General features: G+C 67.7%; 22 protein-coding genes. 13 read left to right on the top strand and 9 right to left on the bottom strand.

The window, feature by feature from the left end:
* Window positions 1–143 precede the first annotated feature (143 nt).
* On the bottom strand, window positions 144–1259 hold the full coding sequence (gene dnaN, locus CQW49_RS19600; protein WP_003609654.1) for a DNA polymerase III subunit beta: 1116 nt from the start codon (window positions 1257–1259) through the stop codon (window positions 144–146).
* A gap of 375 nt (window positions 1260–1634) precedes the next feature.
* Here dnaN and CQW49_RS19595 point away from each other — a divergent pair, with 375 nt between their 5' ends.
* From CQW49_RS19595 to CQW49_RS19545, 11 genes are all read left to right on the top strand, one after another.
* Complete coding sequence (locus CQW49_RS19595) at window positions 1635–1901, top strand: type II toxin-antitoxin system Phd/YefM family antitoxin (protein WP_003609655.1); 267 nt, start codon at window positions 1635–1637, stop codon at window positions 1899–1901.
* A gap of 83 nt (window positions 1902–1984) precedes the next feature.
* Complete coding sequence (locus CQW49_RS19590; RefSeq protein WP_003609656.1) at window positions 1985–2338, top strand: hypothetical protein; 354 nt, start codon at window positions 1985–1987, stop codon at window positions 2336–2338.
* Between the two features lie 790 nt (window positions 2339–3128).
* On the top strand, window positions 3129–5342 hold the full coding sequence (locus CQW49_RS19585; RefSeq protein WP_024749473.1) for a transglycosylase domain-containing protein: 2214 nt from the start codon (window positions 3129–3131) through the stop codon (window positions 5340–5342).
* Between the two features lie 240 nt (window positions 5343–5582).
* A complete protein-coding gene (gene nrdR / locus CQW49_RS19580) occupies window positions 5583–6080 on the top strand; it encodes a transcriptional regulator NrdR (RefSeq protein ID WP_003616064.1) in 498 nt (165 codons plus the stop codon).
* A complete protein-coding gene (ribD, locus tag CQW49_RS19575) occupies window positions 6077–7204 on the top strand; it encodes a bifunctional diaminohydroxyphosphoribosylaminopyrimidine deaminase/5-amino-6-(5-phosphoribosylamino)uracil reductase RibD (protein ID WP_003616067.1) in 1128 nt (375 codons plus the stop codon). The genes nrdR and ribD overlap by 4 nt, the downstream gene beginning before the upstream one ends.
* Entirely contained in the window at window positions 7204–7803 is a 600-nt protein-coding gene (locus tag CQW49_RS19570) for a riboflavin synthase (protein WP_003616069.1), read from the top strand. Before ribD ends, CQW49_RS19570 begins: the two co-directional genes overlap by 1 nt.
* Before the next feature lie 388 nt (window positions 7804–8191).
* Entirely contained in the window at window positions 8192–8692 is a 501-nt protein-coding gene (gene ribH / locus CQW49_RS19565; RefSeq protein WP_003615796.1) for a 6,7-dimethyl-8-ribityllumazine synthase, read from the top strand.
* The gene (gene nusB / locus CQW49_RS19560; RefSeq protein ID WP_003615798.1) at window positions 8689–9147 is read left to right on the top strand and encodes a transcription antitermination factor NusB; all 459 of its coding nucleotides are present in this window, start codon (window positions 8689–8691) and stop codon (window positions 9145–9147) included. The genes ribH and nusB overlap by 4 nt, the downstream gene beginning before the upstream one ends.
* A gap of 86 nt (window positions 9148–9233) precedes the next feature.
* Window positions 9234–10211, top strand: coding sequence for a thiamine-phosphate kinase (gene thiL, locus CQW49_RS19555; RefSeq protein WP_003615800.1), 978 nt, complete (start codon window positions 9234–9236; stop codon window positions 10209–10211).
* Between the two features lie 470 nt (window positions 10212–10681).
* Window positions 10682–12865: a sodium-translocating pyrophosphatase gene (locus CQW49_RS19550; RefSeq protein ID WP_003615801.1), complete on the top strand. Its 2184-nt coding sequence runs from the start codon at window positions 10682–10684 to the stop codon at window positions 12863–12865.
* Window positions 12866–12984: 119 nt separating this feature from the next.
* Window positions 12985–13728, top strand: coding sequence for a phosphodiester glycosidase family protein (locus CQW49_RS19545; RefSeq protein WP_003615803.1), 744 nt, complete (start codon window positions 12985–12987; stop codon window positions 13726–13728).
* 10 nt (window positions 13729–13738) lie between these two features.
* On the opposite strand, the gene CQW49_RS19540 is transcribed toward CQW49_RS19545, so the two are convergent.
* The 6 genes from CQW49_RS19540 to pepN form a co-directional block, all read right to left on the bottom strand.
* Window positions 13739–14041, bottom strand: a complete 303-nt coding sequence (locus CQW49_RS19540; RefSeq protein ID WP_003615805.1) for a hypothetical protein — start codon at window positions 14039–14041, stop codon at window positions 13739–13741.
* 84 nt (window positions 14042–14125) lie between these two features.
* Window positions 14126–15115 carry a histone deacetylase family protein gene (locus tag CQW49_RS19535; protein WP_024749475.1) on the bottom strand — a complete coding sequence of 330 codons (990 nt, stop codon included), beginning with the start codon at window positions 15113–15115 and terminating at the stop codon, window positions 14126–14128.
* Window positions 15116–15122: 7 nt separating this feature from the next.
* Window positions 15123–16001: an aldo/keto reductase family protein gene (locus CQW49_RS19530; RefSeq protein WP_003614997.1), complete on the bottom strand. Its 879-nt coding sequence runs from the start codon at window positions 15999–16001 to the stop codon at window positions 15123–15125.
* Window positions 16002–16012: 11 nt separating this feature from the next.
* Complete coding sequence (locus CQW49_RS19525) at window positions 16013–17152, bottom strand: FIST signal transduction protein (protein ID WP_003614999.1); 1140 nt, start codon at window positions 17150–17152, stop codon at window positions 16013–16015.
* A gap of 231 nt (window positions 17153–17383) precedes the next feature.
* Window positions 17384–18469, bottom strand: coding sequence for a chorismate synthase (gene aroC, locus CQW49_RS19520; RefSeq protein ID WP_003615001.1), 1086 nt, complete (start codon window positions 18467–18469; stop codon window positions 17384–17386).
* Between the two features lie 82 nt (window positions 18470–18551).
* Window positions 18552–21191 carry an aminopeptidase N gene (gene pepN, locus CQW49_RS19515; protein ID WP_003615003.1) on the bottom strand — a complete coding sequence of 880 codons (2640 nt, stop codon included), beginning with the start codon at window positions 21189–21191 and terminating at the stop codon, window positions 18552–18554.
* A gap of 129 nt (window positions 21192–21320) precedes the next feature.
* Here pepN and grpE point away from each other — a divergent pair, with 129 nt between their 5' ends.
* Complete coding sequence (gene grpE, locus CQW49_RS19510; protein ID WP_003615005.1) at window positions 21321–21899, top strand: nucleotide exchange factor GrpE; 579 nt, start codon at window positions 21321–21323, stop codon at window positions 21897–21899.
* 107 nt (window positions 21900–22006) lie between these two features.
* On the opposite strand, the gene CQW49_RS19505 is transcribed toward grpE, so the two are convergent.
* Together CQW49_RS19505 and CQW49_RS19500 are read right to left on the bottom strand one after the other, a co-directional pair.
* Window positions 22007–23008 carry a magnesium and cobalt transport protein CorA gene (locus tag CQW49_RS19505; protein ID WP_003615007.1) on the bottom strand — a complete coding sequence of 334 codons (1002 nt, stop codon included), beginning with the start codon at window positions 23006–23008 and terminating at the stop codon, window positions 22007–22009.
* A gap of 201 nt (window positions 23009–23209) precedes the next feature.
* Window positions 23210–23629, bottom strand: a complete 420-nt coding sequence (locus CQW49_RS19500; RefSeq protein ID WP_003615009.1) for a hypothetical protein — start codon at window positions 23627–23629, stop codon at window positions 23210–23212.
* A 301-nt stretch (window positions 23630–23930) separates the two neighbouring features.
* Between CQW49_RS19500 and CQW49_RS19495 the strand changes: the two genes are divergently transcribed.
* On the top strand, window positions 23931–25454 hold the full coding sequence (locus CQW49_RS19495; protein WP_003615011.1) for a Do family serine endopeptidase: 1524 nt from the start codon (window positions 23931–23933) through the stop codon (window positions 25452–25454).
* The last annotated feature ends 68 nt before the right edge of the window (window positions 25455–25522 follow it).

Below are 25522 nucleotides of genomic sequence, written 5' to 3'. Positions count from 1 at the left end.
GGCGCCCGCTGGGCGAACTCCTCGACGTTGAGGCCGTCATTGCGAGCGGAGCGAAGCAATCCAGAGCCGCGGGGCGGCCCCCTGGATTGCTTCGTCGCTGCGCTCCTCGCAATGACGGCGCCCTCCTGCCGAGCCGCATCGCCTCACACCCGCATCGGCATCAGCACATAGAGCGCGCTCGCGCCGTCGCGGTCCTGGATCAACGTCGGCGAGCCGGGGTCGGCGAGGCGGAACAACGCCGTATCGCTGTCGAGCTGGTCGGCGATGTCGAGCAGATAGCGGGAGTTGAAGCCGATGTCGATTGGCGGGCCGTCATAATCGGCCTCGATCTCCTCCACCGCCGAGCCCTGGTCGGGATTGGTCACCGACAGCACCAGCTTGCCCTCCGAGAGCGCGAGCTTCACCGCCCTGCCCCGCTCGGAGGAAATGGTCGAGACGCGGTCGACCGCTTCGCGGAAGGACGCGCGCTCGACGGTGAGGCGCTTGTCGTTGCCCGCGGGGATGACGCGGCCGTAATCGGGGAAGGTGCCGTCGATCAGCTTGGTCGTCAGCACGGTCTCGCCGAAGGAGAAGCGCATCTTATTGGTCGAGAGCTCGATCTCCACCGCGCCCTGCGCATCCTCGACGAGGCGCAGCACCTCATTGACCGCCTTGCGCGGCAGGATCACGCCCGGCATTCCCGCAGCGCCGGCGGGCGCCGGCAGCTCGACGCGGGCGAGACGGTGGCCGTCAGTGGCGACGGCGCGCAGCAGCTGATGGCCCTCGACCTCGGTCGAATGCAGGAAGATGCCATTGAGATAATAGCGTGTCTCCTCGCTGGAGATGGCGAATTGCGTCTTCAGGATCAGCTTCTTGAGGTCGGCCGGCGCGAGCTGGAAGCGATGCGAGAACTCGCCCGAGGTGACGTCGGGAAAGTCGCTCTCCGGCAGGCTCTGCAGCTGGAAGCGCGAGCGACCCGAGCGCAGCAGGAACAGCCCCTGCTCGCCGGTCCCCTCGAGCGAGACCTGCGCGCCATCCGGCAGCTTGCGCACGATGTCATAGAGCGTATGCGCGGGCAGCGTGGTCGCGCCCTTTTGCCCGATCTCGGCCGCAGCCTTCTCGGTGATTTCGAGGTCGAGGTCGGTCGCCTTCAGCAGCAGCCCGTCGGCGGCGTCGAGCAGCACATTGGCGAGGATCGGAATGGTCGTGCGCCGCTCCACCACCCGGTGAACATGCCCGAGCGCGCGCAGCAGCGCCGCCCTCTCGATGGTGATCTTCATCGCTCTACCTGTGCCGCCCGTCCAAATTATAAGGGGCGAAGTTTCGCAAGCCCGAGCGTTTCGCGCAAGAGGCGGTTGTCGGTCATCAAGTCTCCGAATCCGGGTTTGACGAGCAGAGCAATTCCAGCGTCATGGCCGCGCTCGTCGCGGCCATCCACGCCGTGACGGCTCGCGATGCTGGAACATCAGCCGAACATCACCGCCTCTTTTCCCCGCTTGTCGCGATGTCGCGGCGTGGATGCCCGCGACAAGCGCGGGCATGACGCGGTTGCACGGGGATTGTTAACCTCGAATCGAAGCCCTGGTCCCCTCGTGCTCGACAACCTCATGCAGATTGCATAAATTATGCGATATGCATGAGGAGAGGGTGAAGCCGTGCTCAAAGTCTCCGCCGCTGATTTCCAACGCAACATCGGACGCTATCAGGACATCGCCTTGCGCGAGCCGGTCGCGGTGACGCGCAACGGGCGCGAAAGCTGCGTGCTGCTGTCGGTCGATGAATACCAGCGCTTGAAGCGCCGCGACCGCCGAGTGCTCGCCGTCGAGGACTTCAGCGAGGAAGACATTGCGGCGCTCGAAAAGGCGGAAGTCCCGGCCGGCTATGAGCATCTCGACGAAGAGTTGAAAGACTGGAAGCCTTGAGCTGGCCGGCTCCCTGTCCCGGTCTGGTTATCCGCTACTCCTATCTTTGGGAACGAGAGGCGCGCGAAGGAAGAGAAGAAGGCGTGAAGGATCGTCCCTGCGCCGTCGTGCTGGTCCTCAAGGGCGAAGCCGGTGACGCGCCGCTCGTCTGCGTCCTGCCGATCCCCCACACGCCGCCCGTAGATGCGACGGAAGCCGTCGAAATTCCAGCCGTCACCAAGCAGCGCCTCGGACTGGATTCCGAACGCTCGTGGATCGTGCTGACGGAGACCAACGATTTCGTCTGGCCGGGGCCGGATTTGCGCCCTGCCGTCAACGGCGACCTTGCCAGCATCGTCTACGGAATGCTGCCGCCGCGCTTCTTCGCCCATGTCCGCGACAGGGTGGTGAGAATGCATCGCCTGCGCCGCCTCGGCCGCGTGACGCGCACGGAATAGACGCGCATTTCGCGCCTGTCTTTTGCGCGTCGGAAGCCGTTGAAAAGTGAGGGCGCGGCGGGTGTCGCAAAGTGTTGATTTTTTGTAACACGCGGTCTTGGGCAACCAACAAAGCGAGCTGCGCCGCTGCGCATTCCGAGCCTTCAAGAATTGTCGCGGTCATTAGTTCTTGATTGCCCTCAAGCGATCGATCTCCTCGCGGAGTGCACCATCGTCCCCTCCCTCTTTTGGGCGCCAAGCCATTGGCGTAACAAGGCCAGCCCTTTTGCGAGCGCTCGTGGGGTCCAGAGGCGCTTTTGCGGCACAGGACTCTCAGGGGTTGAGGCGACTACCGACAGGTAACCTCCCGGGAAATTAAGGACTACCATCACGTCCGCGCCCGCTTCAGCGCTCGCTTTCCTCGCTAAATCAGCGAACTTATCGATCACGTCAAGTTCACCCGAGCCGCGTCGCCATGTGAAGTTATCGAACATCGATGATTCCTTATTCTTCATGTCGGGAGTGTTGGATAAGCGCCTCATGTTTTATATGGAACTCGCAAAGGCTCCGTGCCCGCCTCCCCATCGGACTTTTGCATGCGCAGCGATTTTCTCACATGGGTGCGAGCTTTCGAGCAAAATCTGCGCTGCAAAAACGTTGCGTCGAAATCGCAGGCGAGCCTTTTCCGGGAGGCCCGCGCGACCCGGCCCCCTCCCACACGCTTTACCGGCCCTTAAATCGGCCGGTTTAAATCTATCCTCGCGCAACACCCATCGGAAGCAGCGGAGCGCCGCAGGCGGCGAGGCGACCTATGACGCGCGACAAGCGGCGACGCGAGCCACGATTCGCGGAGGACGGGCCCGGCGACCTTCGCGCCGACCCCAGCGAGAGCATCGGCATGGCGAAACGCAAGGCCAAGGCCCCGGCCGCGGAGGAGGCTCCCCCGCCGCCTCCGCCGAAGAAGCGGCGCCGCGGCTCGCTCGTCGGCGGCCTCGTCTATTGGGGCCTCGTCGCCTCGATCTGGGGCGGAATCGGCGCCGCCGGCCTCACCGCTTATTATGCGGCGCAGCTGCCGCCGATCGACACGCTCGCCGTGCCCAAGCGCCCGCCCAACATCGCCATTCTCGCCTCCGACGGCTCTCTGCTCGCCAATCGCGGCGACACCGGCGGCGCCGCGGTGCGCCTCAAGGACCTGCCGGCCTATCTGCCCAAGGCCTTCGTCGCCATCGAGGATCGCCGTTTCTATTCGCATTGGGGCATCGATCCGGTCGGCATCGGCCGCGCTTTGTCGCGCAACATCATCGGCCATGGCGCGATGCAGGGCGGCTCGACGCTCACCCAGCAGCTCGCCAAGAATCTGTTCCTCACCCAGGAGCGCACCGTCTCGCGCAAGATCCAGGAGGCGATCCTGGCGCTGTGGCTCGAGCACAAATATTCGAAGGACCAGATCCTCGAGCTCTATCTCAACCGCGTCTATTTCGGCTCCGGCGCCTATGGCGTCGAGGCGGCGGCGCAGCGCTATTTCGGCCATCCGGCGAGCGCCGTGACCCTCTCTGAGGCGGCCGTGCTCGCCGGGCTGATGAAGGCGCCGAGCAAGCTCGCGCCAGACCGCAATCCGGAAGGCGCGAGCGAGCGCGCCGGCCAGGTCGTCACGGCGATGGCGCAGGAGGGCCATATCAGCGAGTCCATGGCCAAGGCCGCCCTCTCGCATCCGGCGCGGGCGCGCCGCGAGCAGGCGGCGGCCGGCTCGGCCAATTACGCCGCCGATTATGTGATGGACATGCTCGACGACACGATCGGCGCGATCGATCAGGACATCGTCGTCACGACGACGCTGAACCGCAGCCTGCAGACCGAGGCGGAGAGGGCGCTCGCCGACGAGCTCGACAAGAAGGGCGCCAAGTTCGGCGTGTCGCAGGGCGCGCTGGTGGCGCTCGATCCCAATGGCGCGATCCGGGCTCTGGTCGGCGGCCGCAATTACGCCGACAGCCAGTTCAACCGCGCCGTGTCCGCCAAGCGCCAGCCGGGCTCGGCCTTCAAGCCCTTCGTCTATCTCGCCGGGCTGGAGCATGGGCTGACGCCGGACACGATCCGCGAGGATGGGCCGATCAATGTGAAGGGCTGGCAGCCGGAAAACTACAGCCATGAATATTTCGGCCCGGTCTCGCTGACCCGCGCGCTGGCGCTCTCGCTCAACACCGTCGCGGTGCGCGTCGGCCTCGAGGTCGGTCCCAAGACCGTGGTGAAGACCGCGCATCGGCTCGGCGTCAATTCCGAGCTGCAGCCCAACGCCTCGATCTCGCTCGGCACCTCCGAGGTGACGCCGCTCGAGCTCGTTTCCGCCTACGCCCCCTTCGCCAATGGCGGCATCGGCGTGCAGACGCATATCATCTCCAAGGTGAAGACCGCCTCCGGCAAGCAGCTCTACGCCCGCAAGGGCTCGAGCAACGGCCGCGTCATCGAGCCGCAGAATGTGGCGATGATGAACACGATGATGGAGGAGACGCTCTCCACCGGCACGGCGCGCAAGGCGGAGCTGCCCGGCTGGCGCGCCGCCGGCAAGACCGGCACCAGCCAAGATTTCCGCGACGCCTGGTTCATCGGCTACACGCCGCATCTCGTCGCCGGCGTCTGGCTCGGCAATGACGATAATTCGCCGACGAAGAAGGTCTCGGGCGGCAATCTGCCGGTCGAGGTGTGGAGCCGCTTCATGAAGGCGGCGCATCAGGGCGTGCCGGTGGCGGCGCTGCCCTCGGGCATTTGGCGACAGCCGCCGGCGGCGGACTCCTCGCCCTTCGCGCCGCTGCTCGGCCTCTTCTCGTCGGACGAGCCGGCCGAGCCGCCCCGCCGCGCCCGCGAGGCCCGGCCGGCGGCGCGCACCGCGGAGGCCCAGGAGCCGGGCGGCGCCGTGCATGGGCTCGAGGCGCTGCTGCCGCCGGCGGATATTCCCGACGCGCGCGCGCGGCCGCGCCGCGCCCCACCCGCCGAGGAGAAGAATATTTTCGAGAAGCTGTTCGGCGGCTAGAGCGCATTCCGATCGAACGGAAACGTACGATCGATCAGAATTCGCTCAAAAGAAGGCGCTCTAGAGCGCGATCGCCCCCTCCGCCGCGGCCGCCGCAGGATCGCCGTCTCCTCGCATCGGAGACGCGAGAGCGGCGAAAACGCGCCGCTCTCGGCGCACACTGAAAAATCAAACCCTAACGCTTGCGGCGACCGCGAGGAACGGGCTAAGCAGACGGCTCATCGTTGATAAGAGCGTCCCATGCGCTGCCCCTATTGCGGCTCGCCCGACACGCAGGTGAAGGATTCGCGACCGGCCGAGGATTCCTCGTCGATCCGGCGCCGGCGCGTGTGTCCCGGCTGCGGCGGGCGCTTCACCACTTTCGAGCGGGTGCAGCTGCGCGAATTGATGGTGATCAAGAAATCGGGACGGCGCGAGCCTTTCGACCGCGACAAGCTGATGCGCTCGCTGGAGATCGCGCTGCGCAAGCGCCCGATCGATCCCGAGCGGGTCGAGCGCATGGTCAATGGCGTCGTGCGCCAGCTCGAGAGCTCGGGCGACGCCGAGATCGAGAGCGCGCGCATCGGGGAATTGGTGATCCAGGGGCTGAAGTCGCTCGACGACGTCGCTTATGTGCGCTTCGCCTCGGTCTATCGCGATTTTCGCGAGATTGCCGATTTCCATGCCTTGATCGACGAATTGTCGCAGGGCGAGACTGAACGCGCGGCGGAGGCGGACGCGGCGGCGGGCGAGCGATGACGGAAGGCGGACCTTTCGCGCAGCAGGACGACGCCTTCATGGCGGCGGCGCTGGCGTTCGGCCGGCGCAATATGGGCCGCACCGGGCCGAACCCGGCGGTCGGCGCGCTCATCGTCAAGGACGGCGTCGTGATCGCGCGCGGCGCAACCGCCGTGGGCGGGCGCCCACACGCCGAAGCGGTCGCGGTCGCCGCCGCGGGCGAGGCGGCGCGCGGCGCGACGCTCTACGCCACGCTCGAGCCCTGCTCGCATCACGGCGCGACGCCGCCCTGCGTCGACGCCATCATCGGCGCCGGCATTGCGCGCGTGGTCTCGGCGCTCGAGGACCCGGACGCACGCGTCGCCGGCCGCGGCCATGCGCGGCTGCGCGAGGCCGGGATCGAGGTGGCCGTGGGCGTGCGCGCGCGGGAGGCGCGCGCCGATCACCTCGGACATATTCTGCGGGTGACGCAGGGCCGCCCCCTGGTGACGCTGAAGCTGGCGCAGACGGCGGACGGCTACGCCGCCGGCGCCGAGCATGATCCGCGCCTCTTCATCACCGGCGCCGTCGCCGACGCCGCCACCCATATCGAGCGGGCGCTGCATGGCGCGATCATGATCGGCGCCGGCACGGCGTCGGTGGACGATCCGCTGCTCACCGTGCGCCTGCCCGGGCTCGAGGGCGTGAAGCCTCTGCGCGTGGTGCTCGACGCCGGCCTGCGGCTGTCGCGCCGCTCCCGCCTCGCCGCCACGGCGCGCGAGACCCCGACTCTCGTCATCGCCGGCGAGAAGGTCGCAGAGGCCGCCGCCGCGGAATTCTTCGACGCGACGGCGATCGAGGTGGCGCGCGTCGCGCAGGAGGCCTCCGGCCGGCTCGTTCTGTCCGCGGCGCTGGCCGAGCTGGCGGCGCGAGGGGTGACGCGCGTGTTCAGCGAGGGCGGGCCGCGCGTCGCCGAGAGCCTGCTGCTCGGCGCGCTCGCCGACGAAGTGGTGCTGCACACGGGCCGCAAGCCGCTCGGCCGGCCGGGCCGGCTCGCGCTCTCGCCGGCGGCGCGGGCGCGGCTCGAGGACAGAGCCGCCTATCGCCTCGCCGACGAGGCGATGCTCGGCTCCGACCATATGACGCGCTACGAGAGGATCGGATAATGTTCACGGGCCTCGTCACCGACATCGGCGAAATCGTCTCGGTCGAGCCGCGCGGCGAATTGCGCCGCATCGCGATTTCCTGCTCCTATCCGCTGGAATCGATCGCGCTCGGCGCCTCGATCGCCTGCTCCGGCCCTTGCCTCACCGCCGTCGATCTTCGCCGCGAGGGCGGGCGCACGGTTTTCGAGGTCGACGCCGCGGCCGAGACTCTGGCGCGCACCACGGCCGGCCAATGGACAGTCGGGCGCCGCATCAATCTCGAGCGCTCGCTGAAGATCGGCGACGAATTGGGCGGCCATATCGTGACCGGCCATGTCGACGGCGTCGCGACGATTCTCTCCCGCGAGGACTTCGACGGCATGTCGCGCTTCTGGATAGAGGCGCCGCACGGGCTCGCCCGCTTCATCGCCGAGAAGGGCTCGGTGGCGCTCGACGGAACCTCGCTGACGGTGAATGCGGTCGAGGGCGACCGCTTTTCCGTGCTGATCATCCCGCACACGCTGGCGGTGACCACCTGGGGCGAATATCGCGCCGGCGACCGGCTCAATCTCGAGGTCGATCTGATGGCGAGATATGCGGCGCGGCTAACGGAGAAGTAGCGCCGCCATCGCGAGCCGCAGGCGGAACAATCGAGAGCGGCGGGGCGCATTTCGATGGATTCTCCCCGCCGCTCTGGATTGCTTCGCTTCGCTCGCAATGACGGCCGCCGGGATGAGCGAAAGTCGTATCCGGGGCGAAACGTCATTGCGAGCCGAAGGCGAAGCAATCCAGAGCGGCGGGGCGGGATTTCGACGATGCGCCCTGCGCTCGCGATGACGGCGCGGCTTATAGGCTTTCGCCGAAAAAATGTGTATCCATCGGCGCTTCGTTTCACGAGACGCGCCGCGCCCCCTTCCCCCGCTCTGCGGGGGAGGAGGATTCTCCGCTCTTCATGGAGGGTTCGCGCAGCGCCGATCGCGGAGGTTCCCTCCGCCTCAGGAGTCATGAATGGCTGGGTCCTATCGCGCCGACGACGATGATCTCGCGCCCGTGAACGGCGCGCGCATTCTCGTCGTCGAGTCGCGCTTCAATGAAGACATCGTCGAGCTGCTGCACGAGGGCGCCGTGCGCGCGCTCGAGGAGCTCGGCGCCGACGTCACCATCGTCACCGTCCCCGGCGCGCTCGAGCTCGCGGCCGGGGCCGCCATCGCGCTCGACGCCGCCGAGCAGGCCGGCACGCCTTATGATGGCGTCGTCGCCCTCGGCTGCGTCATTCGCGGCGACACTTATCATTTCGAGATCGTCGCCAATGAGAGCGCGCGGGCGCTCACCGATCTGTCGGTCGCGCGCCGGCTGCCGCTCGGCAATGGAGTGCTGACCGTGGACAATGAGGAGCAGGCGGCGGCGCGCGCCGATCCGAGCCAGGGCGGCGCCGACAAGGGCGGCGACGCCGCGCTCGCCGCGCTGGCGCTGGTGCGCTTGAAGCGCAAGCTCGGAGGCGTCGCATGAGCGTCGAGGAGAGGTCGGCCTCGCGTCTCGCCATCGTGCAGGCGCTCTATCAGATGGAGGTCGCCGGCAAGGGCCTCAACGAAATCTACGCCGAGTTCGAGGTCCATTGGATCGGCCGCGAGATCGAAGGGGACCAGTACAAGCCCGCCGAGCTGCAGTTCTTCCGCGACATCGTCAAGGGCGTGCTCGACAATCAGACGCCGATCGACCGCGCTCTGGACCAGGCGCTGCAGGGCGGCTGGCCGCTGCAGCGGATCGAGTCGGTGATGCGCGCCATATTGCGCGCCGGCGCCTATGAGCTGGGATTCCGCCGCGACGTGCCTGTCAAAGTGGTCATCAAGGAATATGTGGATGTCGCCGGCGCCTTCTTCGGGCCGACCGAGTCGGGCATGATCAACGCCGTGCTGGATCGGCTGGCGCGGCAGGCGCGGCCGGAGCATTTCGGCGAGAAGTGAGCGAGCGAGCATGAAGGCTCGCGTTCCAGAGGGCGCGCGGCTGGATCGCGAGCCTTAGAGGCTCGCTCTGACCGAGGGAGACCGACATGGCCGAGCGCCGCTTCAGCGAGGACGAGCTGATCGCGCAAATCTTCGCGCCGCTCGCGGCCGAAGGCGGACTCGGCCTCGCCGACGACGCGGCCGTGCTGCCCGCCGGCGCGGAACTCGTCGTCACCACCGACGCCGTGATCGCCGGCGTGCATTTCTTCCCCGATGATCCGCCGGCGCTCATCGCCAGGAAGGCGCTGCGCGTCAATCTCTCGGACCTCGCCGCCAAGGGCGCCGAGCCGGTCGGCTTTCTGCTGACGCTCGCCCTCCCCGCCGATTGGACCAACGCCTGGCTGCGCGACTTCGCCGCCGGCCTCGCCGCGGACGCCCGCGATTTCGCCTGCCCGCTCTATGGCGGGGACACCACGGCGACGCCCGGGCCTTTGACCGTCTCCATCACCGCCTTCGGCCGGGCCGCCCGCTTCGTCCCGCGCTCGGGCGCGCGGCCGGGCGATCTCGTCCTCGTCTCGGGGACCATCGGCGACGCCGCGCTCGGCCTCGGCGCAGCGCGCGGCGAGCCCTTCGCCGGAAAGCTCGGCGAGGCGGCGCGGACGCATCTCCTCGGCCGCTACCGCCTGCCGCAGCCGCGCCTCGCGCTCGCCGCGGCGCTGCGCGACCATGCGAGCGCGGCCATGGACGTCTCCGACGGCCTCGCCGGCGATCTCGCCAAGCTGCTGCGGGCGAGCGGCGCGAGCGCGCTTGTGGAGATCGCGCGCGTTCCGCTCTCACAGGCGGCGCGGGAGGCGGTCGCCCTGGAGCCGGCGCTGCTCGAGCGCGCCTTGACGGGCGGAGACGATTACGAGCTTCTCTGCTGCGCTCCGCCGTCGGCGGCCGCGCCCCTGGAACATGCGGCGCGGGCCAGCGGAGTCGCCTTGACGGAAATCGGCGTGGTCGCCGCAGGCCGCGAGCCGCCGGCCTTTATCGGCCGAGACGGCGAGCAAAGCCGTTTCGAAAAGCCGTCCTTCAGCCATTTCTGACAGCGGTCTTTTTTCACACGAACATGCCGAAAATGCCCGACAGGATCGCGGAGACGCGCTGTCCGCCCCTCCGCCGACGGCCCAGAGAGCCAGCGCCGGACCGAGAACCGAGCCGGCGGCGACCGCGGGGCGAAATCAATGGTTTCTCCCCCGTCGGCGTCCAGGGATAGGTCAGTCGCCCGATCGCCCTCAGCGTCGGCGTCGAAGCGCGGACAGACGGGAGGTTCGGCGAGAATGCACGCCGGCCGGAAGCTCGCGAGCGCAGGTTTCGAGCCATGCGCCCCCTACGGCGCCGCCATTGCCGAAAACCCGCGTTTCTGGCATGAGAAGGCCCGATATTCCCGATGGCCGCGGCCGAGCGATTCGGCTGCGCCGGGAAGCTCGTTGTCGCGGACAGGCAGTCGCCGCAAGCGCGTCTTCTCAGAACTCAACGGCGCGCGCGGCCGAGGAACGGAGAGGGCGCGATCGTCATGGTATTGTTTCTCAGCATCGTCTTCGGACTATTGTCCATCGCATATGGCGTCAAGACCTCGCAAGAGCTTTTGAAGGCCGACGCCGGATCGGCGCGCATGCAGGAGATCTCGGGCGCCGTCGCCGAGGGCGCGCAGGCCTATCTCAAGCGCCAATATACGACGATCGCCTATGTCGGCGGCGTCATCTTCGTTCTTCTCGTCATTCTGCTCGGCTGGGCGGTGGCCTTCGGCTTCCTCATCGGCGCGCTGCTCTCGGGCGCCGCCGGCTTCATCGGCATGAATGTCTCGGTGCGCGCCAATGTCCGCACCGCCCAGGCGGCGACGGTCTCGCTCGCCGGCGGCCTCGACATCGCCTTCAAGGCCGGCGCGATCACCGGCCTGCTCGTCGCCGGCCTCGCTTTGCTCGGCGTCGCAATCTATTATTTCGTGCTCACTGTATTCATGGGCTACGGCCCCTCCGACCGCACCGTCGTCGACGCGCTGGTGGCGCTCGGCTTCGGCGGCTCGCTGATCTCGATCTTCGCGCGTCTGGGCGGCGGCATCTTCACCAAGGGCGCCGATGTCGGCGCCGATCTCGTCGGCAAGGTCGAGGTCGGCATTCCGGAGGATGATCCGCGCAATCCGGCCACCATCGCCGACAATGTCGGCGACAATGTCGGCGATTGCGCCGGCATGGCGGCCGACCTGTTCGAGACCTATGTCGTCACCATCGTCGCGACCATGGTGCTGGCCTCGATCTTCTTCGCCGGCCAGGGCGGCCTCTATTCCGCGATGGTCTATCCGCTGGCGATCGGCGGCCTTTCCATCGTCACCTCCATCGCCGGCACCTATTTTGTGAAGCTCGGCGACGACGACAGCGACCTCGGCAAGCAGGCAAAGCCGATCTTCGACAAGATCGGCGTGCCGGACACGATCATGGGCGCGCTCTACAAGGGCCTCATCGCCACCGGCGCTCTCTCCATCGCCGGCCTCTTCCTCGCCACCACCTTCACCGTCGGCTGGGGTGAGATCGGCAAGGCCAATGGCGAGGCGATCCATGGCTACGGCCTGTTCTTCGCCGGCCTCATCGGCCTGCTGGCGACCGGCCTCATCGTCTACATCACCGAATATTACACCGCCACGGGCAAGCGCCCGGTGGTGTCGATCGCTCAGGCCTCTGTGACCGGCCATGGCACCAATGTGATCCAGGGCCTCGCCGTCTCGCTCGAGGCGACCGCGGCGCCGGCTCTGGTAATCGCCTTCGGCATCATCTTCGCCTATCAGGCGGGCGGGCTCTATGGCGTCGCCATCGCGGTGACCACAATGCTCGGCCTCGCCGGCATGATCGTCGCGCTCGACGCCTTCGGCCCGGTGACCGACAATGCCGGCGGCATCGCCGAAATGGCCGGCCTGCCCAAGGAAGTGCGCCAGTCGACCGACGCGCTCGACGCCGTCGGCAACACGACCAAGGCGGTGACCAAGGGCTACGCCATCGGCTCCGCCGGCCTCGGCGCGCTGGTGCTGTTCGCGGCCTATTCCAATGATCTGAAGCACTTCATCGACAGCGGCGTTCCTTACTTCAAGGGCATGGACAAGGTCGACTTCGACCTGTCCAATCCTTATGTCGTCGCCGGCCTCATCCTCGGCGGCCTGATCCCCTATCTCTTCGGCGGCATCGCCATGACCGCGGTCGGCCGCGCCGCCGGCTCGGTGGTGGAGGAGGTGCGCCGTCAGTTCAAGGAGAAGCCCGGCATCATGGACGGCACGGAGCGCCCGGATTACGGCCGCGCCGTCGACATGCTGACCCAGGCGGCGATCAAGGAGATGATCATCCCCTCGCTGCTCCCGGTCCTGGCGCCGATCGTCGTCTATTTCGGCGTGGCGCTGATCTCGGGCTCCAAGGCCAATGGCTTTGCGGCGCTCGGCGCGGCGCTGCTCGGGGTGATCGTGAACGGCCTCTTCGTCGCGGTCTCGATGACCTCGGGCGGCGGCGCCTGGGACAACGCCAAGAAGAGCTTCGAGGACGGCTTCACCGACAAGGACGGCGTCACCCATTACAAGGGCGGCGACGCGCACAAGGCCTCGGTGACCGGCGACACCGTCGGCGACCCCTATAAGGACACCGCCGGCCCGGCCGTGAATCCGGCGATCAAGATCACCAATATCGTGGCGCTGCTGCTGCTGGCGATCCTGGCGCGGTGAGCTGGTAACGAGTAGCGAATAGAGGAGGCGGGGGCGACCCCGCCTTTTTTGTGTTGAGTTCAGACGGCGGGCGTGGTCGCCCTGTGCGTGGCGGCGGGCGACCATGTTATGCTCGCGCCATGTTTCCGGTCCTACGCCTTCCTTTGCTCGCCCTCGCCCTCCTCCTCTCCGGCGCCGCCGCAGCGGCGCCCTGCCAGGACTTGGAGGACGACGGCGCGAGCTACACCGTCTGCGTCTTCGACACGCGCGTCGAATCGATCCGCCTCTTTCTCGCGGATGAGAAGAACGAGGTGTTCGGCTCCTTCTCCACGCTCGCCTCGGACCTCGCGCGCCGAGGCGAGACGCTGGCTTTTGCCATGAACGCGGGAATGTATGGCGAGGACCATCGCCCGATCGGCCTCTATATCGAGGACGGCAAAACGGAAAAGCGCGCCAACACCGCCTCCGGCGCCGGCAATTTCCACATGAAGCCGAATGGGATTTTCTGGGTGCAGGGCGCGCGCGCCGGCGTCGCCGAGACGCAGCGCTTCCTCAAAGAACGCCTGCGGCCGGCCTACGCCACGCAATCCGGGCCCATGCTGGTTCTCGGCGGACGCATCAATCCGCGCATCCATGACAGCGGCACGTCGGAGAAGATCCGCAATGGCGTCGGCGTGCGCGACGGCCATATCGTCGCTTTCGCCATCTCCAATCGGCCGGTCACTTTCCACGCCTTCGCGCATCTCTTTCGCGAGCGGCTGAAATGTCCGGACGCTTTGTTCCTCGACGGCTCGATCTCCGGGCTCTATGCGCCCTCGCTCGGCCGGCACGACCGCTTCCGGCCCATGGGGCCGATCGTCGGCGTGGTGGAAAAGGCGCGCTGATCGCGCGCCCTCAGGCCGCCTCGTGCAGCGTCCAGGCGCCGACGAAATCCGGATCGGACAGAATCTCGCCCGTCTCCCACAGCAGATAATCGCCAGGGCCGGCGTCCTTCAGCGAGCCCTGCTCGCAGGGAAGACGAATCGTCTTGCCGGCGTCCGCGCCTTCGAGCTCGATCTCGACGCTCTGCGCATCGATCGCGGCGATGGTGCCGAACATCTGCCGGATGACAGCGCCACGCGAGGTGACGCGGGTGACGCCGATCAGCGCGCGCTTGCCGACCATGCGGGCGTCGCAAGTGCTCATATAGGTCGCCATGTCTCAGTCCTCCCTTCGTTTCGATCTCTCGGGAGGATGCCGCGAGCGCCGCGCCGCCGCTGTGCGCCGGCGCACATCGCGGCCTCAGGCGCCGCTCAGCGCGCCGACATGAGCGGCGACGCAAGCGGCGAGATCCTCCGGCCGATAGCCGCCCTCCAGCAGAGACACGATGCGCCCGCCGCAGCGGCGCGCCGCGATCTCCATGAGGCGCAGCGTCAGCTCGGCGAAGTCCTGGCGCTGCAGGCGCAGCCCGCCGAGCGGGTCATGCAGATGCCCGTCGAAGCCGGCGCAAATGAGGAGGATGTCCGGCGCAAAGGCGTCGACCCTAGGTAGAATCTCGCGCCAAGCTTCGGCGAAGCGCGCGCCGTCGTCGCCCTTGGCGAGCGGCGCATTGACGATATTGTCATGCGCGCCACGCTCGCTGCGCGCGCCCGTGCCGGGATAGAGCGGCGTTTGATGGGTGGAGCAATAGAGGACGTCGCGCGCGTCCCAGAAGATCTCCTGAAGGCCGTTGCCGTGATGCACGTCGAAATCGACGATGGCGACGTGCTCGGCGCCATGCGCGGCCAGGGCGTGACGCGCGGCGACGGCGGCGTTGTTCAAGAAGCAGAAGCCCAAGGCCGCCTCGCGCGTCGCGTGATGGCCGGGCGGACGCATGGCGACGAAGGCGTTGGTCGCCGCCCCGCGCATCACCTCGTCGACGGCGAGCACCGCGCCGCCTGCAGCGTGGAGCGCCGCCTTCAGCGTGCCCGGGCTCATGGCGATGTCGGGCCCGAGCGTCGCGAGCCCGCTCTGCGGGGCGGCGCGCTCGAGGCGCTCCAGCAGCGCCGGGGCGTGGACGCGCAGGATCGCCTCGCGCGCGGCGGCCGGCGCCTCGGCGCGCCGCAGCGCGGAGAAGCGCGGCGCCGCTAGCGCGGAGGCGATGGCGGCGAGCCGCTGGGGCTGGTCGGGCCGGCCGGCGCCGACCTCATGGGCGAGGCCCGACAAATGCGAGACCAGCAGCGTCGCCCCCTGCGCTTGCGCAGGGAGGACGAGAGCGGCGGCGCCGAGAAGGCAGTCGCGACGCGTGAGCATTATCCCGTCAGGCGACCGGCGCCAGCATTGCTCCCACCTCCTCGCATTCCGCCGGCGTCAGGCGGAAGTCGAAGATGGAAAGATCCTGACGCATATGCTCCTGCGACGAGGAGCCGATCAGGCAGATGATGTCCTGCTGCGTCAGATAACGGAAGAACAACTCCGCCGGGCTTCGCCCATAAGCTTCGGCGAGCTCCTTCATGCGCGCATGAGCGAGGACGGCGTCATTGGCGGTCAGCGTCCAAAAACTCTGATAGAGAATGCCGCGCTCGCGGCAGATGGCGCGCAGCTCGCGGTCATAGCCGGTCTTGGCGTGGAAGCGGTTCTGCACCAGCGAGGGCGCGATCCGCGCGGCGCCGCAGAGCCATTCCAGCCGGCTCGGCTCGTAGATATTGCTGATGCCGAGCTGGCGAACGCCGCCCGAGTCGCACAGGCTCTCCATCGCCCGCCACGCCTCGAGCGTGTCGGCGTTCTCGACATAGGGCGAATGGAGGACGAGGCCGTCGAGACGATCGACGCGCAAATTGCGCAGCGACGCCGCGAAGGACTGGCGCACCTGCGCGCCGATGGCGGCGGCGGCGTCATAGGGAACGTTCTCCGGGTCCTGTCCCGGCAGCGGCGTGAATTTGGTCTGGAGATAGATGTCCGAGCGCGAGAGCCCTTCGGCGAAGAGCGCAGCGAGCCCCTCCCCCACGCCGGGCTCGTGATAATGCTTGGGCTGGCAGGCGGTGTCGACGCCGCGAAAGCCCGCGCGCAGCGCCTGCTCCACCAGGGACGCGGTGCGCTCCTTCTTCCAGGCCGTGCCATAGATCAGCCGCGGCATGACGACGCCGCGCGCCGAGACGATGTGCGAATCGTCGACGCCCTCCGGCGCGGTTGCGGTCATTCTCGTTTCCCTCAGGCGGCGCCGACGAACACCGTCAGCACGCCTGTATAACCGTAGAGATGGTGGCGCGCGATCTCGCCGCCGGCGAAAAAGCCAATCAGCGGCGTCGGACCCAGCGCTTCGCGAACCATCTCGAATTCGGCGTTGGGCGCGCCGAAATGCGGCCCGCCGCGGCCGGAGCAGCTGACATAGAGCGCGCCGCGCATGCCGCCGGCGCGTTCCGCTTGCGCGCGCACCTCGGCGACGATGCGCAGCAGATCATTGCGCGCCGCCTCGACGTTGCGCTTGCAGAAGGCGAGCTGCGCGCCATTCTGAAGCCGCTCGGGAACGACCAGCAGCCCGGCCTTGCGGCCGACGCCGACGATGTGGCGCACCTCGGTGTTGGCGCCGAATTGGCCGGGCTTGGCGGCCGCATCCTCGCCGACGGCGACGATGCCGACGAGCGTCTGCGCCAGCGCCTGCCCGAGCGCGTCGTCGGAAACCTCCGAGTCGAGGCCGAGATCCTCGAGCACGCAGTCGAGCGCCCGGCGATTGTCGAGCGTGACGAGATAATTGCCCTCCGCCCTCGTGACGGTTCGCCGGGGCCCGATCGGCTGGCAGCCCTGCGTGAGGCGGGAGATCACCGGCGCATCCGGCCCGAAGGCGACGCCGGACACGCCGCCGGTCAGAGGCTCGTCGGCAAAGCACAAATGCTGATTGCGCGCCGAGGAGAGGCCGCCGAATAAATAGCCGGTCGGGGTGTTGTCGCTCAACGCCTTCAGCTTTTCCTGCAGATCGGGCGTGGCGCCGTCGGCATGGACGAGCGCGGTGAAGGCGTCGAAGCCGTCCCAGGGAGCCGCCTCGCTGAAGATCCGGAACGAGGCCGGCGGCAATTCGCCCATCATCAGCGCCATGGCCGGCGTGTCGAAATATTCGGTCGCATCGGCAGCGACGCCGACCCCCACCGTCCCGACCCAATGCACGCCCGGCCATTGCTGCTTCAGCGCCGCCAGAATGCTCGCTGCGGCGGGAGTGTAATAATCTGAGAGATAGCACCAGCCGAGATTGGGCCGACGGTCGTCGCGCAGCCCGGCGCCGATCTGCTCGATGCAGGAGCGCAGGGCGTTTCCCCAATCGGGATCGCCGGCGTGAGCGCAGAGAAACGGGCTCATTGTCGCTTATACTCCCCCGACCGACGAAATGTCGTTCCGGGAAGCGAGATAGCAACGGCCGTGCCGTCCTCGCGAAGTCTCGCCGCGCGCCCCGCGAGAGAACGATAATGAGATTGAAAGAGCGAGCCTGAAGGCTCGCGGTCCGGGGACCGGGCTTGGACCGCGAGCCTTCAGGCTCGCTCTTTACCTCCCGTCAAACAGCTGAACACGCCACTGGCCCGAAACAACTCGCTATCCCACCTGCCCCCGGTGGCGCAGAAAATGATCGGCCAGCACGATGGCCATCATCGCCTCGCCCACCGGCACGGCGCGAATGCCGACGCAGGGGTCGTGGCGGCCCTTGGTGACGATCTCCGTCTCCTGGCCGCTGCGGTCGATGGTGCGGCGCGGCGTCAGGATCGAGGAGGTCGGCTTCACCGCGAAACGCGCGACGATCTCCTGGCCGGTCGAGATGCCGCCGAGCACGCCGCCGGCCTGATTGGAGAGGAACAGCGGCTTTCCGTCCGCCCCGGCGCGCATCTCGTCGGCGTTGTCCTCGCCCGAAAGCGCGGCCGCCGCGAAGCCGGCGCCGATCTCGACGCCCTTCACGGCGTTGATCGACATGAAGGCCGCGGCGAGATCGGCGTCGAGCTTGCCATAGATCGGCGCGCCCCAGCCGGCGGGGACGCCCTCGGCGACCACCTCGATCACCGCGCCGATCGAGGAGCCGGATTTGCGCACGCCGTCGAGATAATCGGCCCAGCGGCTCGCCGCCTCGGCGTCTGGACAGAACAGCGGGTTTCTGTCGACTTCCGCCCAGTCGAAACGCGCGCGGTCGATCTTGTGCGGCCCCATCTGCACCAAAGCGCCGCGGATCGTGACGCCGGCGACCACCTTGCGCGCCACCGCGCCCGCGGCGACCCGCGCCGCGGTCTCGCGCGCCGAGGAACGGCCGCCGCCGCGATAGTCGCGAATTCCATATTTGGCGTCATAGGCGTAATCGGCGTGGCCGGGTCGATATTTGTCGGCGATTTCGCCATAATCCTTCGAGCGCTGATCCGTGTTCTCGATGAGAAGCGCGATCGGCGTTCCCGTCGTCACCTGCCGTCCCGAGGAATCGGCGAACACGCCCGAGAGGATCTTCACCGCATCCGGCTCCTGCCGCTGCGTGGTGAAGCGCGACTGGCCAGGCCGGCGCTTATCGAGAAAGCCCTGAATCTCCGCTTCCGTCAGCTCCAGCCCCGGCGGACAACCGTCGACGACGACGCCGAGCGCCGGCCCATGGCTCTCGCCGAAAGTGGTGATGCGGAAGAGATGGCCGAGACTGTTATGGGACATTTTGGGTTCCGGATCGTAGGCGCCGGGGCTCGTCGGGTCACTTTACGGGATCGGCTGAGATCGCGACGCCGCGAAACCGCCCTCACCCCAAAGCGCGCGTCGCAATGTCCGACACATCGGCCGAGAGCGCCGGAGCCGCCAGGACGCGGCGCAAGGTCGCTTCGGCCAGCTTGCGGCGACGCTCCTCCAGCGAGCGCCAGGAGCGCAGCGCCGACAGGAGCCGCGCCGCGAGCTGCGGATTCTTCGGATCGAGCTCCAGCACCACGCTCGCCAGCAGATCATAGCCCGAGCCGTCGAGCGCGTGGAAGCGCGTCGGATTGCCATTGGCGAAGGCCCCGACCACCGCCCGCACCCGATTGGGATTGGCGAGCGAGAAATCCTTATGCTCCATCAGCTGCGCGACGCGCTTCGTCGTCTCCGCCTCGGGGATTGTCGATTGCAGCGCGAACCATTTGTCGAGCACGAGGTGATCGCCGGCGTAGCGCGCATAGAAGGCCTCGAAAGCCGCCTCCCGCGCTTCGCCCGGCAGCAGCGACAGGGTCGAGAGCGCCGCGAGCCGGTCGGTCATATTCGTCGCTTCGCCGAATTGCCGCTCGGCCAGCGCCCCGCCCTGCCCCGGATCGCCGGCGGCGATGAGGTCCAGGGCGGCGTTGCGCAGCGCGCGGCGGCCTGCGCTCCCGGCGTCGGGCGAGAAGCCTTCGGCCGGGACGAGCCGCGCGCGCGCGTCGGCGAGCGCGGCGGACAGACGGCGGCCGAGATCGCGGCGCAGCCCCGAGCGGGCGGAGAAGATCACATCCGGATCGACGTCGCGGCCGATCTCGCGGGCGATATCGATATCGGAGGGCAGCGACAGCGCCTGCGCGACGAGGCTCGGATCGCGCTCCGGCGCCTCGACCAGCCGGCCGAGCGCATCGAAGAAGGGGCCGTCGGCCTCGGCCGCCGGGCCGCCTCGCGCCGCCTCTATGCGCGCGAAGATCGAGCGCAGGGCGAGGCTCTGCGCCGCCTGCCAGCGATTGAACGGGTCGCTGTCGTGCGCGAGCAGCCGCTGCAGATCCTCGGCCGCTTGCGGCGGCGCGAGCCGCACCGGCGCGGAAAAGCCGCGCAGCAGCGAGACCACCGGATGCGAGCCGACATTCTCGAAGGCGACGACGCGCTTTTGCGTCGTGAGCTCGATCAGCCCGCGCTCGCATTCCTGCGCGCCGGCCTCGCGCGAGACGAGCGGAATCTCGTCGCCATTCTCGCCGATGAGGCCGAGCGCCAGCGGAATGACGAAAGGCTTCTTCTCGCTCTGCCCGGGCGTCGCCGGCGTCGATTGCTCGAAGCTGAGCGTCAGCCGCTTCGCCGCGGCGTCATAGTCGCTTTCGACGGTGACGAGCGGCGTGCCGGCCTGCTCGTACCAGAGCGAGAACTGTGAGAGGTCGCGCCCCGAAGCCTCGGCGAAGCAGGAGAGGAAATCCTCGATCGTCGCCGCCGTTCCGTCGAAACGGTCGAAATAGAGCGTCATGCCTTTGGCGAAATCATCGGCGCCGATCAGCGTCTTCAGCATGCGGATGATCTCGGCGCCCTTCTCATAGACGGTCGCCGTGTAGAAGTTGTTGATCTCGTGATAGATATTGGGCCGCACCGAATGGGCGAGCGGCCCCGCGTCCTCCGGGAACTGCTGCAGGCGCAGGCCGCGCACGTCGGAAATGCGCTTGACCGCGCGCGAGCGCTGGTCGGCCGAGAACTCCTGGTCGCGGAAGACGGTGAGGCCCTCCTTCAGGCACAGCTGGAACCAGTCGCGGCAGGTGATGCGATTGCCGGTCCAATTGTGGAAATATTCATGCGCGATCACCGATTCGACGCCGGCGTAGTCGCCGTCGGTCGCGGTCTCGGGCGAGGCCAGCACATATTTGTCGTTGAAGATGTTGAGGCCCTTGTTCTCCATCGCCCCCATGTTGAAATCGGAGACGGCGACGATGTTGAACACATCGAGATCATATTCGCGGCCGAAGACCTCCTCGTCCCAGCGCATGGAGCGAATGAGAGAATCCATGGCGTAGGACGCGTATTTCTCCTTGCCGTGCTCGACATAGATCGCAAGATCGACCATGCGGCCCGAGCGCGTGGCGAAGCGCTCGGAAATATGGCTAAGATCGCCGCCGACGAGCGCGAAGAGATAGCTCGGCTTGGGGAAGGGATCGCGCCAGAGCGCGAAATGCCGGCCGCCCTCGAGCGCGCCCGCGTCGATGCGGTTGCCATTGCCGAGCAGAACCGGCGCCTCGGCGACATCGGCCTCGATGCGCGTCGTGAAGACGCTGAGCACATCGGGACGGTCGAGGAAATAGGTGATGCGGCGAAAGCCCTCGGCCTCGCATTGCGTGCAATAGGCCGAGCCCGAGCGATAGAGCCCGGAGAGCTGGGTGTTGGCGGCGGGGTCGACCTCGGTCTCGATCTCCAGCACGAAGGGCGCGTCGGGCGTCGCGTGCAGCGTCAGCGCGTCCGGCGTCGCCTCGGCCGCGACGCTGGCGCCGTCGAGCAGCAGGCGGCGCAGGACCAGCCCGTCGCCGTCGAGCGTCAGCTCGGCGCCGGGGCGTCCTTTCGGATTGCGGCGAATCGCCAGCCGCGAGACGACTCGCGTCTTGCTGCGATGCAGCGAAATATCGAGATCGACCGAGTCGATGAGGAAATCCGGCGGCCGATAATCGGCGAGACGAATGCCCTGGGGCGGTGGATTGCGCATGGGACCTCGAAGTTCATCAACCCCTACACCCGGGGCGCCGTCCCGCGCAACGATGGTGGCGCGGCTCCGACTTGATTTTGCGGGTCGGCGCCCTGATATCGGGGACGTTTCACGCCAATGGAAGAGATCATGAGCGAAGATAAGAAGACCGAGACCACGCCGCCCGGAGAGGTCCCGCCGCTGGCGGGCGAGGCCGAGGCGCCGGCGGAGACGGCGGCCGAGGCCGGGTCCGAGCTGGAGGCGCTGAGGGCGGAAGCGGCCGGCCTGAAGGACAAGCTGCTGCGCACGCTCGCCGATATGGAGAATATGCGACGGCGGACCGAGAAGGAGGTCGCCGACGCCAAGGTCTATGGCGTCGCCAATTTCGCGCGCGAAATGCTGACCTTCGCCGATAATCTGCGCCGCGCGGTCGAGAGCGTGCCGGTCGGCGCGCGGGAGACTCTGGACCAGAGCGTCGTCACGCTGATCGAGGGCATGGAGCTCACCGAGCGTGACTTCCTGTCCCGGCTCGGCCGTTTCGGCGTCAAGCGCATCGAGGCCAAGGGCCAGCGCTTCGACCCCAATCAGCACGAGGCGCTGTTCGAAATCCCCGACGAGAGCGTGCCCAATGGCACGGTCGCGCAAGTGGTCGAGCCCGGCTATCTGATCGGCGAGCGCGTGCTCCGCCCGGCCAAGGTCGGCGTCGCTCGCGGCGGACCCAAGGGGTGATCGCCGACGCTCCCCCCGTCATTGCGAGCCGAAGGCGAAGCAATCCAGAGCCGTGGGGCGGCCCCTGGATCGCTTCGTCGCTGCGCTCCTCGCGATGACGGCGAGCCTCACAGCCACCCGTTGCGGCGGAACCGCCAATAGAGAAACGCGCATGTCCCCGTGATCGCGCCCAGGATGTAAAAATAGCCGAAGCGCCATTTCAGCTCCGGCATATGCTCGAAATTCATCCCATAAATGCCGGCGATCGCCGTCGGCACGGCGAGAATGGCCGCCCAGGCCGCGAGCCGCCGGGCGATCTCGGTCTGCTGCATCTGGCCGTTCATCAGGCTCGCCTCGAAGGCGAAGGCCAGCACCTCGCGCAAGGTGTCGATCGATTCGCGCACGCGGCGAATATGGTCGGTCACGTCGCGGAAATGCGGCTGCATGGCCGGATCGATCGCCATGACTTGCGTATGCTCGAGCCGCTGGCAGACGTCGACGAGCGGCGCGACGGCGTTGCCGAGCCGCAGCAGATCGCGGCGCAGCGTGTAGAGCCGATCGATTTGGGCGCGCCCCGGCGTGTGCTCCAGAATGGCGTCCTCGATCGCCTCGACCTCGGAGTTGATCGTCGCGAGCACGGGGAAATAATCGTCGACGATGAAATCGAGAATGGCGTAGACGATATAGTCCTCGCCCTCGGAGAGGCCGTGCGGCGCCGCCTCACAGCGCTCGCGCACCTGCGCGTAGGAGCGCGAGGCGCCGTGGCGGATCGACAGCACATAGCCCTTGCCGACGAAGAGATGCGTCTCGCCGAAGGCGATGCGGCCATTCTCCATCTGCGCCGTGCGCGCGACGATGAACAGCCCGTCTCCATATTGCTCGAGCTTGGGATATTGATGCGCCTTGCCGGCGTCCTCGATGGCGAGCGGATGCAGCCCGAACTGGCGCTGCACGCGCGCGAGCAGCGCCAGCGAAGGCTCGTGCAGCCCGATCCACACCACATTCCCCGGCTGCGCCGCGAAGGCGCCGGCGGCGTCGATGTCGATATCCTGCAATCGCTTGCCGCTGGCGTAGACGGCGGCGGCCACCACGCCGGGCTCGTGAGCGGGGTGATGCGATGGATCATTCATGGCGTTCGTCCAGCATGAGGCATGCGCAGACGAGAGGCCGAACACATGAATGAAAGGTTAAGGCGGAAACGCGCCGATCTCCCGCCCCGCGCTTGGAGAGTTACGGTGAAAGGCCCGGCAGGTCTCGCGGCGTCGCGGTTTCGCCAAGCCCGCGCAAGCGGCGCGCAGGGCGGGAGAAGGAGGGAACGTCGAGATTGCGCCTCACATCAGCGCACGAAAATCCTCGACCGTGAGCGGAGCGACGACATTGAGATCGTCGTCGAGAATTTCATACAGCGTGTCCTTGCCGCCATAGATCGTGAAGAACACGATCACATCCTTGTCGCCGCCGCCTTCGCGATGCGGATCGGGTGAGGGCGGGCTCACCTTGTAGCTGCCGACCGGCCGCATCTCCTTGATCTCCCCATTCGGGTGATAGAGCCGGTGCTCGCCCTGAATCACGAAGGTCTTGTTCAGCGTCTTGTGGCGATGCAGCAGGATCTTCTCATTGCCGGCGAATTTATACAGCACATGGATCAATCCATTGCTCTCGTCGATATCGAGCACCGACAGCCACAGATGCTCGGCGCCGGCGAGGCGCTTCCATTCGATGTTGCGGTCGTCGAAGGCGAAGCTCGGCATGGGTCCGCGTCCTCCTGATGGTTCTGGACGCGCAGAGTCTGGCCGAGAGCGCATGGCGCCGTCCAAGGACGTGCGCCTGCGCGTCGCCATGAGATTTACCCGCGAGCCGATTTGCCCGCCGAGCGCGGCCATTCCACGCCTTACGAAAGTTTCATCCGGCCGCCACTGCCGCGTAAGCCGGGCGGCCCCATTTTCCTCGGCAACGGCGGACGATCCGCCCCGCGCGCCCCCGACGGTCGCGCGCCAGATCGATGGAGACGGTTTGATGACCTCGCCTCTGCTTTTTCGTCGAGCTTTCGCCATGGGCCGAACCGCGCGCTGGCGCCGGCCCGAGCATCGCCCTTTCCGCATGGCCCTCTTCTCCGGCGTCGCCGCTCTTGCGCTCGGCGCCACGCTAGCGACGCCGCTCGCGGGCTTCGCCATGGCCGAGGCGCCGCCGGTCGAGAGCCAGACCGCTCCCGCCGGGCTCGGGCCCAAATCCTTCGCCGATCTGGTCGAGCGCGTGAAGCCGGCCGTGGTGGCGATCAAGACCAAGGCGATCGAGGTCGGCGGCGGCCCGGAGGAGGGCGTTCCGGGAATGCCGCCCGAGCTCTCGCCGGATGATCCGCTCTACCGCTTCTTCCGTCATTTCGGCCCGCCGCAGGGGCGCCGCCAGAAGCATGTCACCCAGGCGCAGGGCTCCGGCTTCGTCATCACCAGCGACGGCTATGTGGTGACCAACAACCACGTCGTCGAGCATGCGACTCAAGTGGAGGTGAGCTTCGACGACGGCCGCACGCTGCCGGCCAAGATCGTCGGGACCGACAAGCGCACCGATCTCGCGCTGCTGAAGATCAGCGACGGCAACAAGCTGGCGCATGTCGACTGGGCGAGCACGAGCCCGCGCATCGGCGACTGGGTGATCGCAGTCGGCAATCCGTTCGGCCTCGGCGGCACGGTGACCGCCGGCATCGTCTCGGCGCGCGGACGCGACATCGGCGCCGGTCCTTACGACGACTTCCTGCAGATCGACGCTCCGGTGAACCGCGGCAATTCCGGCGGTCCCTCCTTCGACGAGCGCGGCCAGGTGATCGGCGTCAACACGGCGATCTACTCGCCCTCGGGGGGATCGATCGGCATCGGCTTCGCCATTCCGGCCGAGGTCGCCAAGGATGTGATCGCGGCGCTGAAGGACAAGGGTCAGGTGGCGCGCGGCTGGATCGGCGTGCAGATTCAGCCGGTCACCCAGGAGATCGCCGAGAGCCTCGGCCTCAAATCCACGAAAGGCGCGCTGGTTGCGCAGCCGCAGCGCGGCGGCCCGGCCGATGCGGCGGGGCTGAAGTCCGGCGATGTGATCACCGCGGTCGATGGGCAGAAGATCGACAATCCGCGCGAGCTCGCCCGACGCATCGCCACGCTCGGGCCGGGCAAGACCGCCGACATCACTTATCTGCGCGGCGGCTCCGAGAAGACCGCGCGGCTGAAGCTCGGCAAGCTGCCGTCCGAGAAGGAGGCCGCGACCGAGACCGAGGACGACGGCGTGGAGCAGGGCTCCGCTCTCGCGGCCTATGGCATAGAGGTGGCGCCGGCCTCCGAGCTGCGCGGCCGCGGCGGCGGGGAGGGTCTGATCGTCGTCGGCATCGACCCCAATGGCTCGGCGGCGCAGAAGGGCCTGCAGCAGGGCGATGTGATCCTCGAGGCCAATGGTCGATCGATGAAGCGGCCCGGCGATCTCTCCGACGCCATCGACGCGGTGAAGAAGGAGGGGCGCAAATCCGTGCTGCTGCGCGTGAAATCGCAGGGTGGGACGCGCTTCGTGGCGCTCTCCGTCAGTCCGGCGTCTTAACGACTTCTTGCGTAGGGCCGCCATAGCCCCCACCCCCCGCGCGAAGCGGACCCGCGCAAGCAAGGGCG

Source organism: Methylosinus trichosporium OB3b (assembly GCF_002752655.1).
In the GTDB taxonomy this organism is placed as follows: Bacteria; Pseudomonadota; Alphaproteobacteria; order Rhizobiales; family Beijerinckiaceae; genus Methylosinus; species Methylosinus trichosporium.
Note: the sequence above shows the minus strand (reverse complement) of the source record. Positions and strands in the feature narration are given on the sequence as shown.

Excerpts from the sequence above, each read along its gene's own strand:
- dnaN (WP_003609654.1), bottom strand. The coding sequence starts at position 1,259 with ATGAAGATCACCATCGAGAGGGCGGCGCTGCTGCGCGCGCTCGGGCAT.
- CQW49_RS19585 (WP_024749473.1), top strand. The coding sequence starts at position 3,129 with ATGACGCGCGACAAGCGGCGACGCGAGCCACGATTCGCGGAGGACGGG.
- nrdR (WP_003616064.1), top strand. The coding sequence starts at position 5,583 with ATGCGCTGCCCCTATTGCGGCTCGCCCGACACGCAGGTGAAGGATTCG.
- ribD (WP_003616067.1), top strand. The coding sequence starts at position 6,077 with ATGACGGAAGGCGGACCTTTCGCGCAGCAGGACGACGCCTTCATGGCG.
- CQW49_RS19570 (WP_003616069.1), top strand. The coding sequence starts at position 7,204 with ATGTTCACGGGCCTCGTCACCGACATCGGCGAAATCGTCTCGGTCGAG.
- ribH (WP_003615796.1), top strand. The coding sequence starts at position 8,192 with ATGGCTGGGTCCTATCGCGCCGACGACGATGATCTCGCGCCCGTGAAC.
- nusB (WP_003615798.1), top strand. The coding sequence starts at position 8,689 with ATGAGCGTCGAGGAGAGGTCGGCCTCGCGTCTCGCCATCGTGCAGGCG.
- thiL (WP_003615800.1), top strand. The coding sequence starts at position 9,234 with ATGGCCGAGCGCCGCTTCAGCGAGGACGAGCTGATCGCGCAAATCTTC.
- CQW49_RS19550 (WP_003615801.1), top strand. The coding sequence starts at position 10,682 with ATGGTATTGTTTCTCAGCATCGTCTTCGGACTATTGTCCATCGCATAT.
- CQW49_RS19545 (WP_003615803.1), top strand. The coding sequence starts at position 12,985 with ATGTTTCCGGTCCTACGCCTTCCTTTGCTCGCCCTCGCCCTCCTCCTC.
- CQW49_RS19540 (WP_003615805.1), bottom strand. The coding sequence starts at position 14,041 with ATGGCGACCTATATGAGCACTTGCGACGCCCGCATGGTCGGCAAGCGC.
- CQW49_RS19535 (WP_024749475.1), bottom strand. The coding sequence starts at position 15,115 with ATGCTCACGCGTCGCGACTGCCTTCTCGGCGCCGCCGCTCTCGTCCTC.
- CQW49_RS19530 (WP_003614997.1), bottom strand. The coding sequence starts at position 16,001 with ATGACCGCAACCGCGCCGGAGGGCGTCGACGATTCGCACATCGTCTCG.
- CQW49_RS19525 (WP_003614999.1), bottom strand. The coding sequence starts at position 17,152 with ATGAGCCCGTTTCTCTGCGCTCACGCCGGCGATCCCGATTGGGGAAAC.
- aroC (WP_003615001.1), bottom strand. The coding sequence starts at position 18,469 with ATGTCCCATAACAGTCTCGGCCATCTCTTCCGCATCACCACTTTCGGC.
- pepN (WP_003615003.1), bottom strand. The coding sequence starts at position 21,191 with ATGCGCAATCCACCGCCCCAGGGCATTCGTCTCGCCGATTATCGGCCG.
- grpE (WP_003615005.1), top strand. The coding sequence starts at position 21,321 with ATGAGCGAAGATAAGAAGACCGAGACCACGCCGCCCGGAGAGGTCCCG.
- CQW49_RS19505 (WP_003615007.1), bottom strand. The coding sequence starts at position 23,008 with ATGAATGATCCATCGCATCACCCCGCTCACGAGCCCGGCGTGGTGGCC.
- CQW49_RS19500 (WP_003615009.1), bottom strand. The coding sequence starts at position 23,629 with ATGCCGAGCTTCGCCTTCGACGACCGCAACATCGAATGGAAGCGCCTC.
- CQW49_RS19495 (WP_003615011.1), top strand. The coding sequence starts at position 23,931 with ATGGGCCGAACCGCGCGCTGGCGCCGGCCCGAGCATCGCCCTTTCCGC.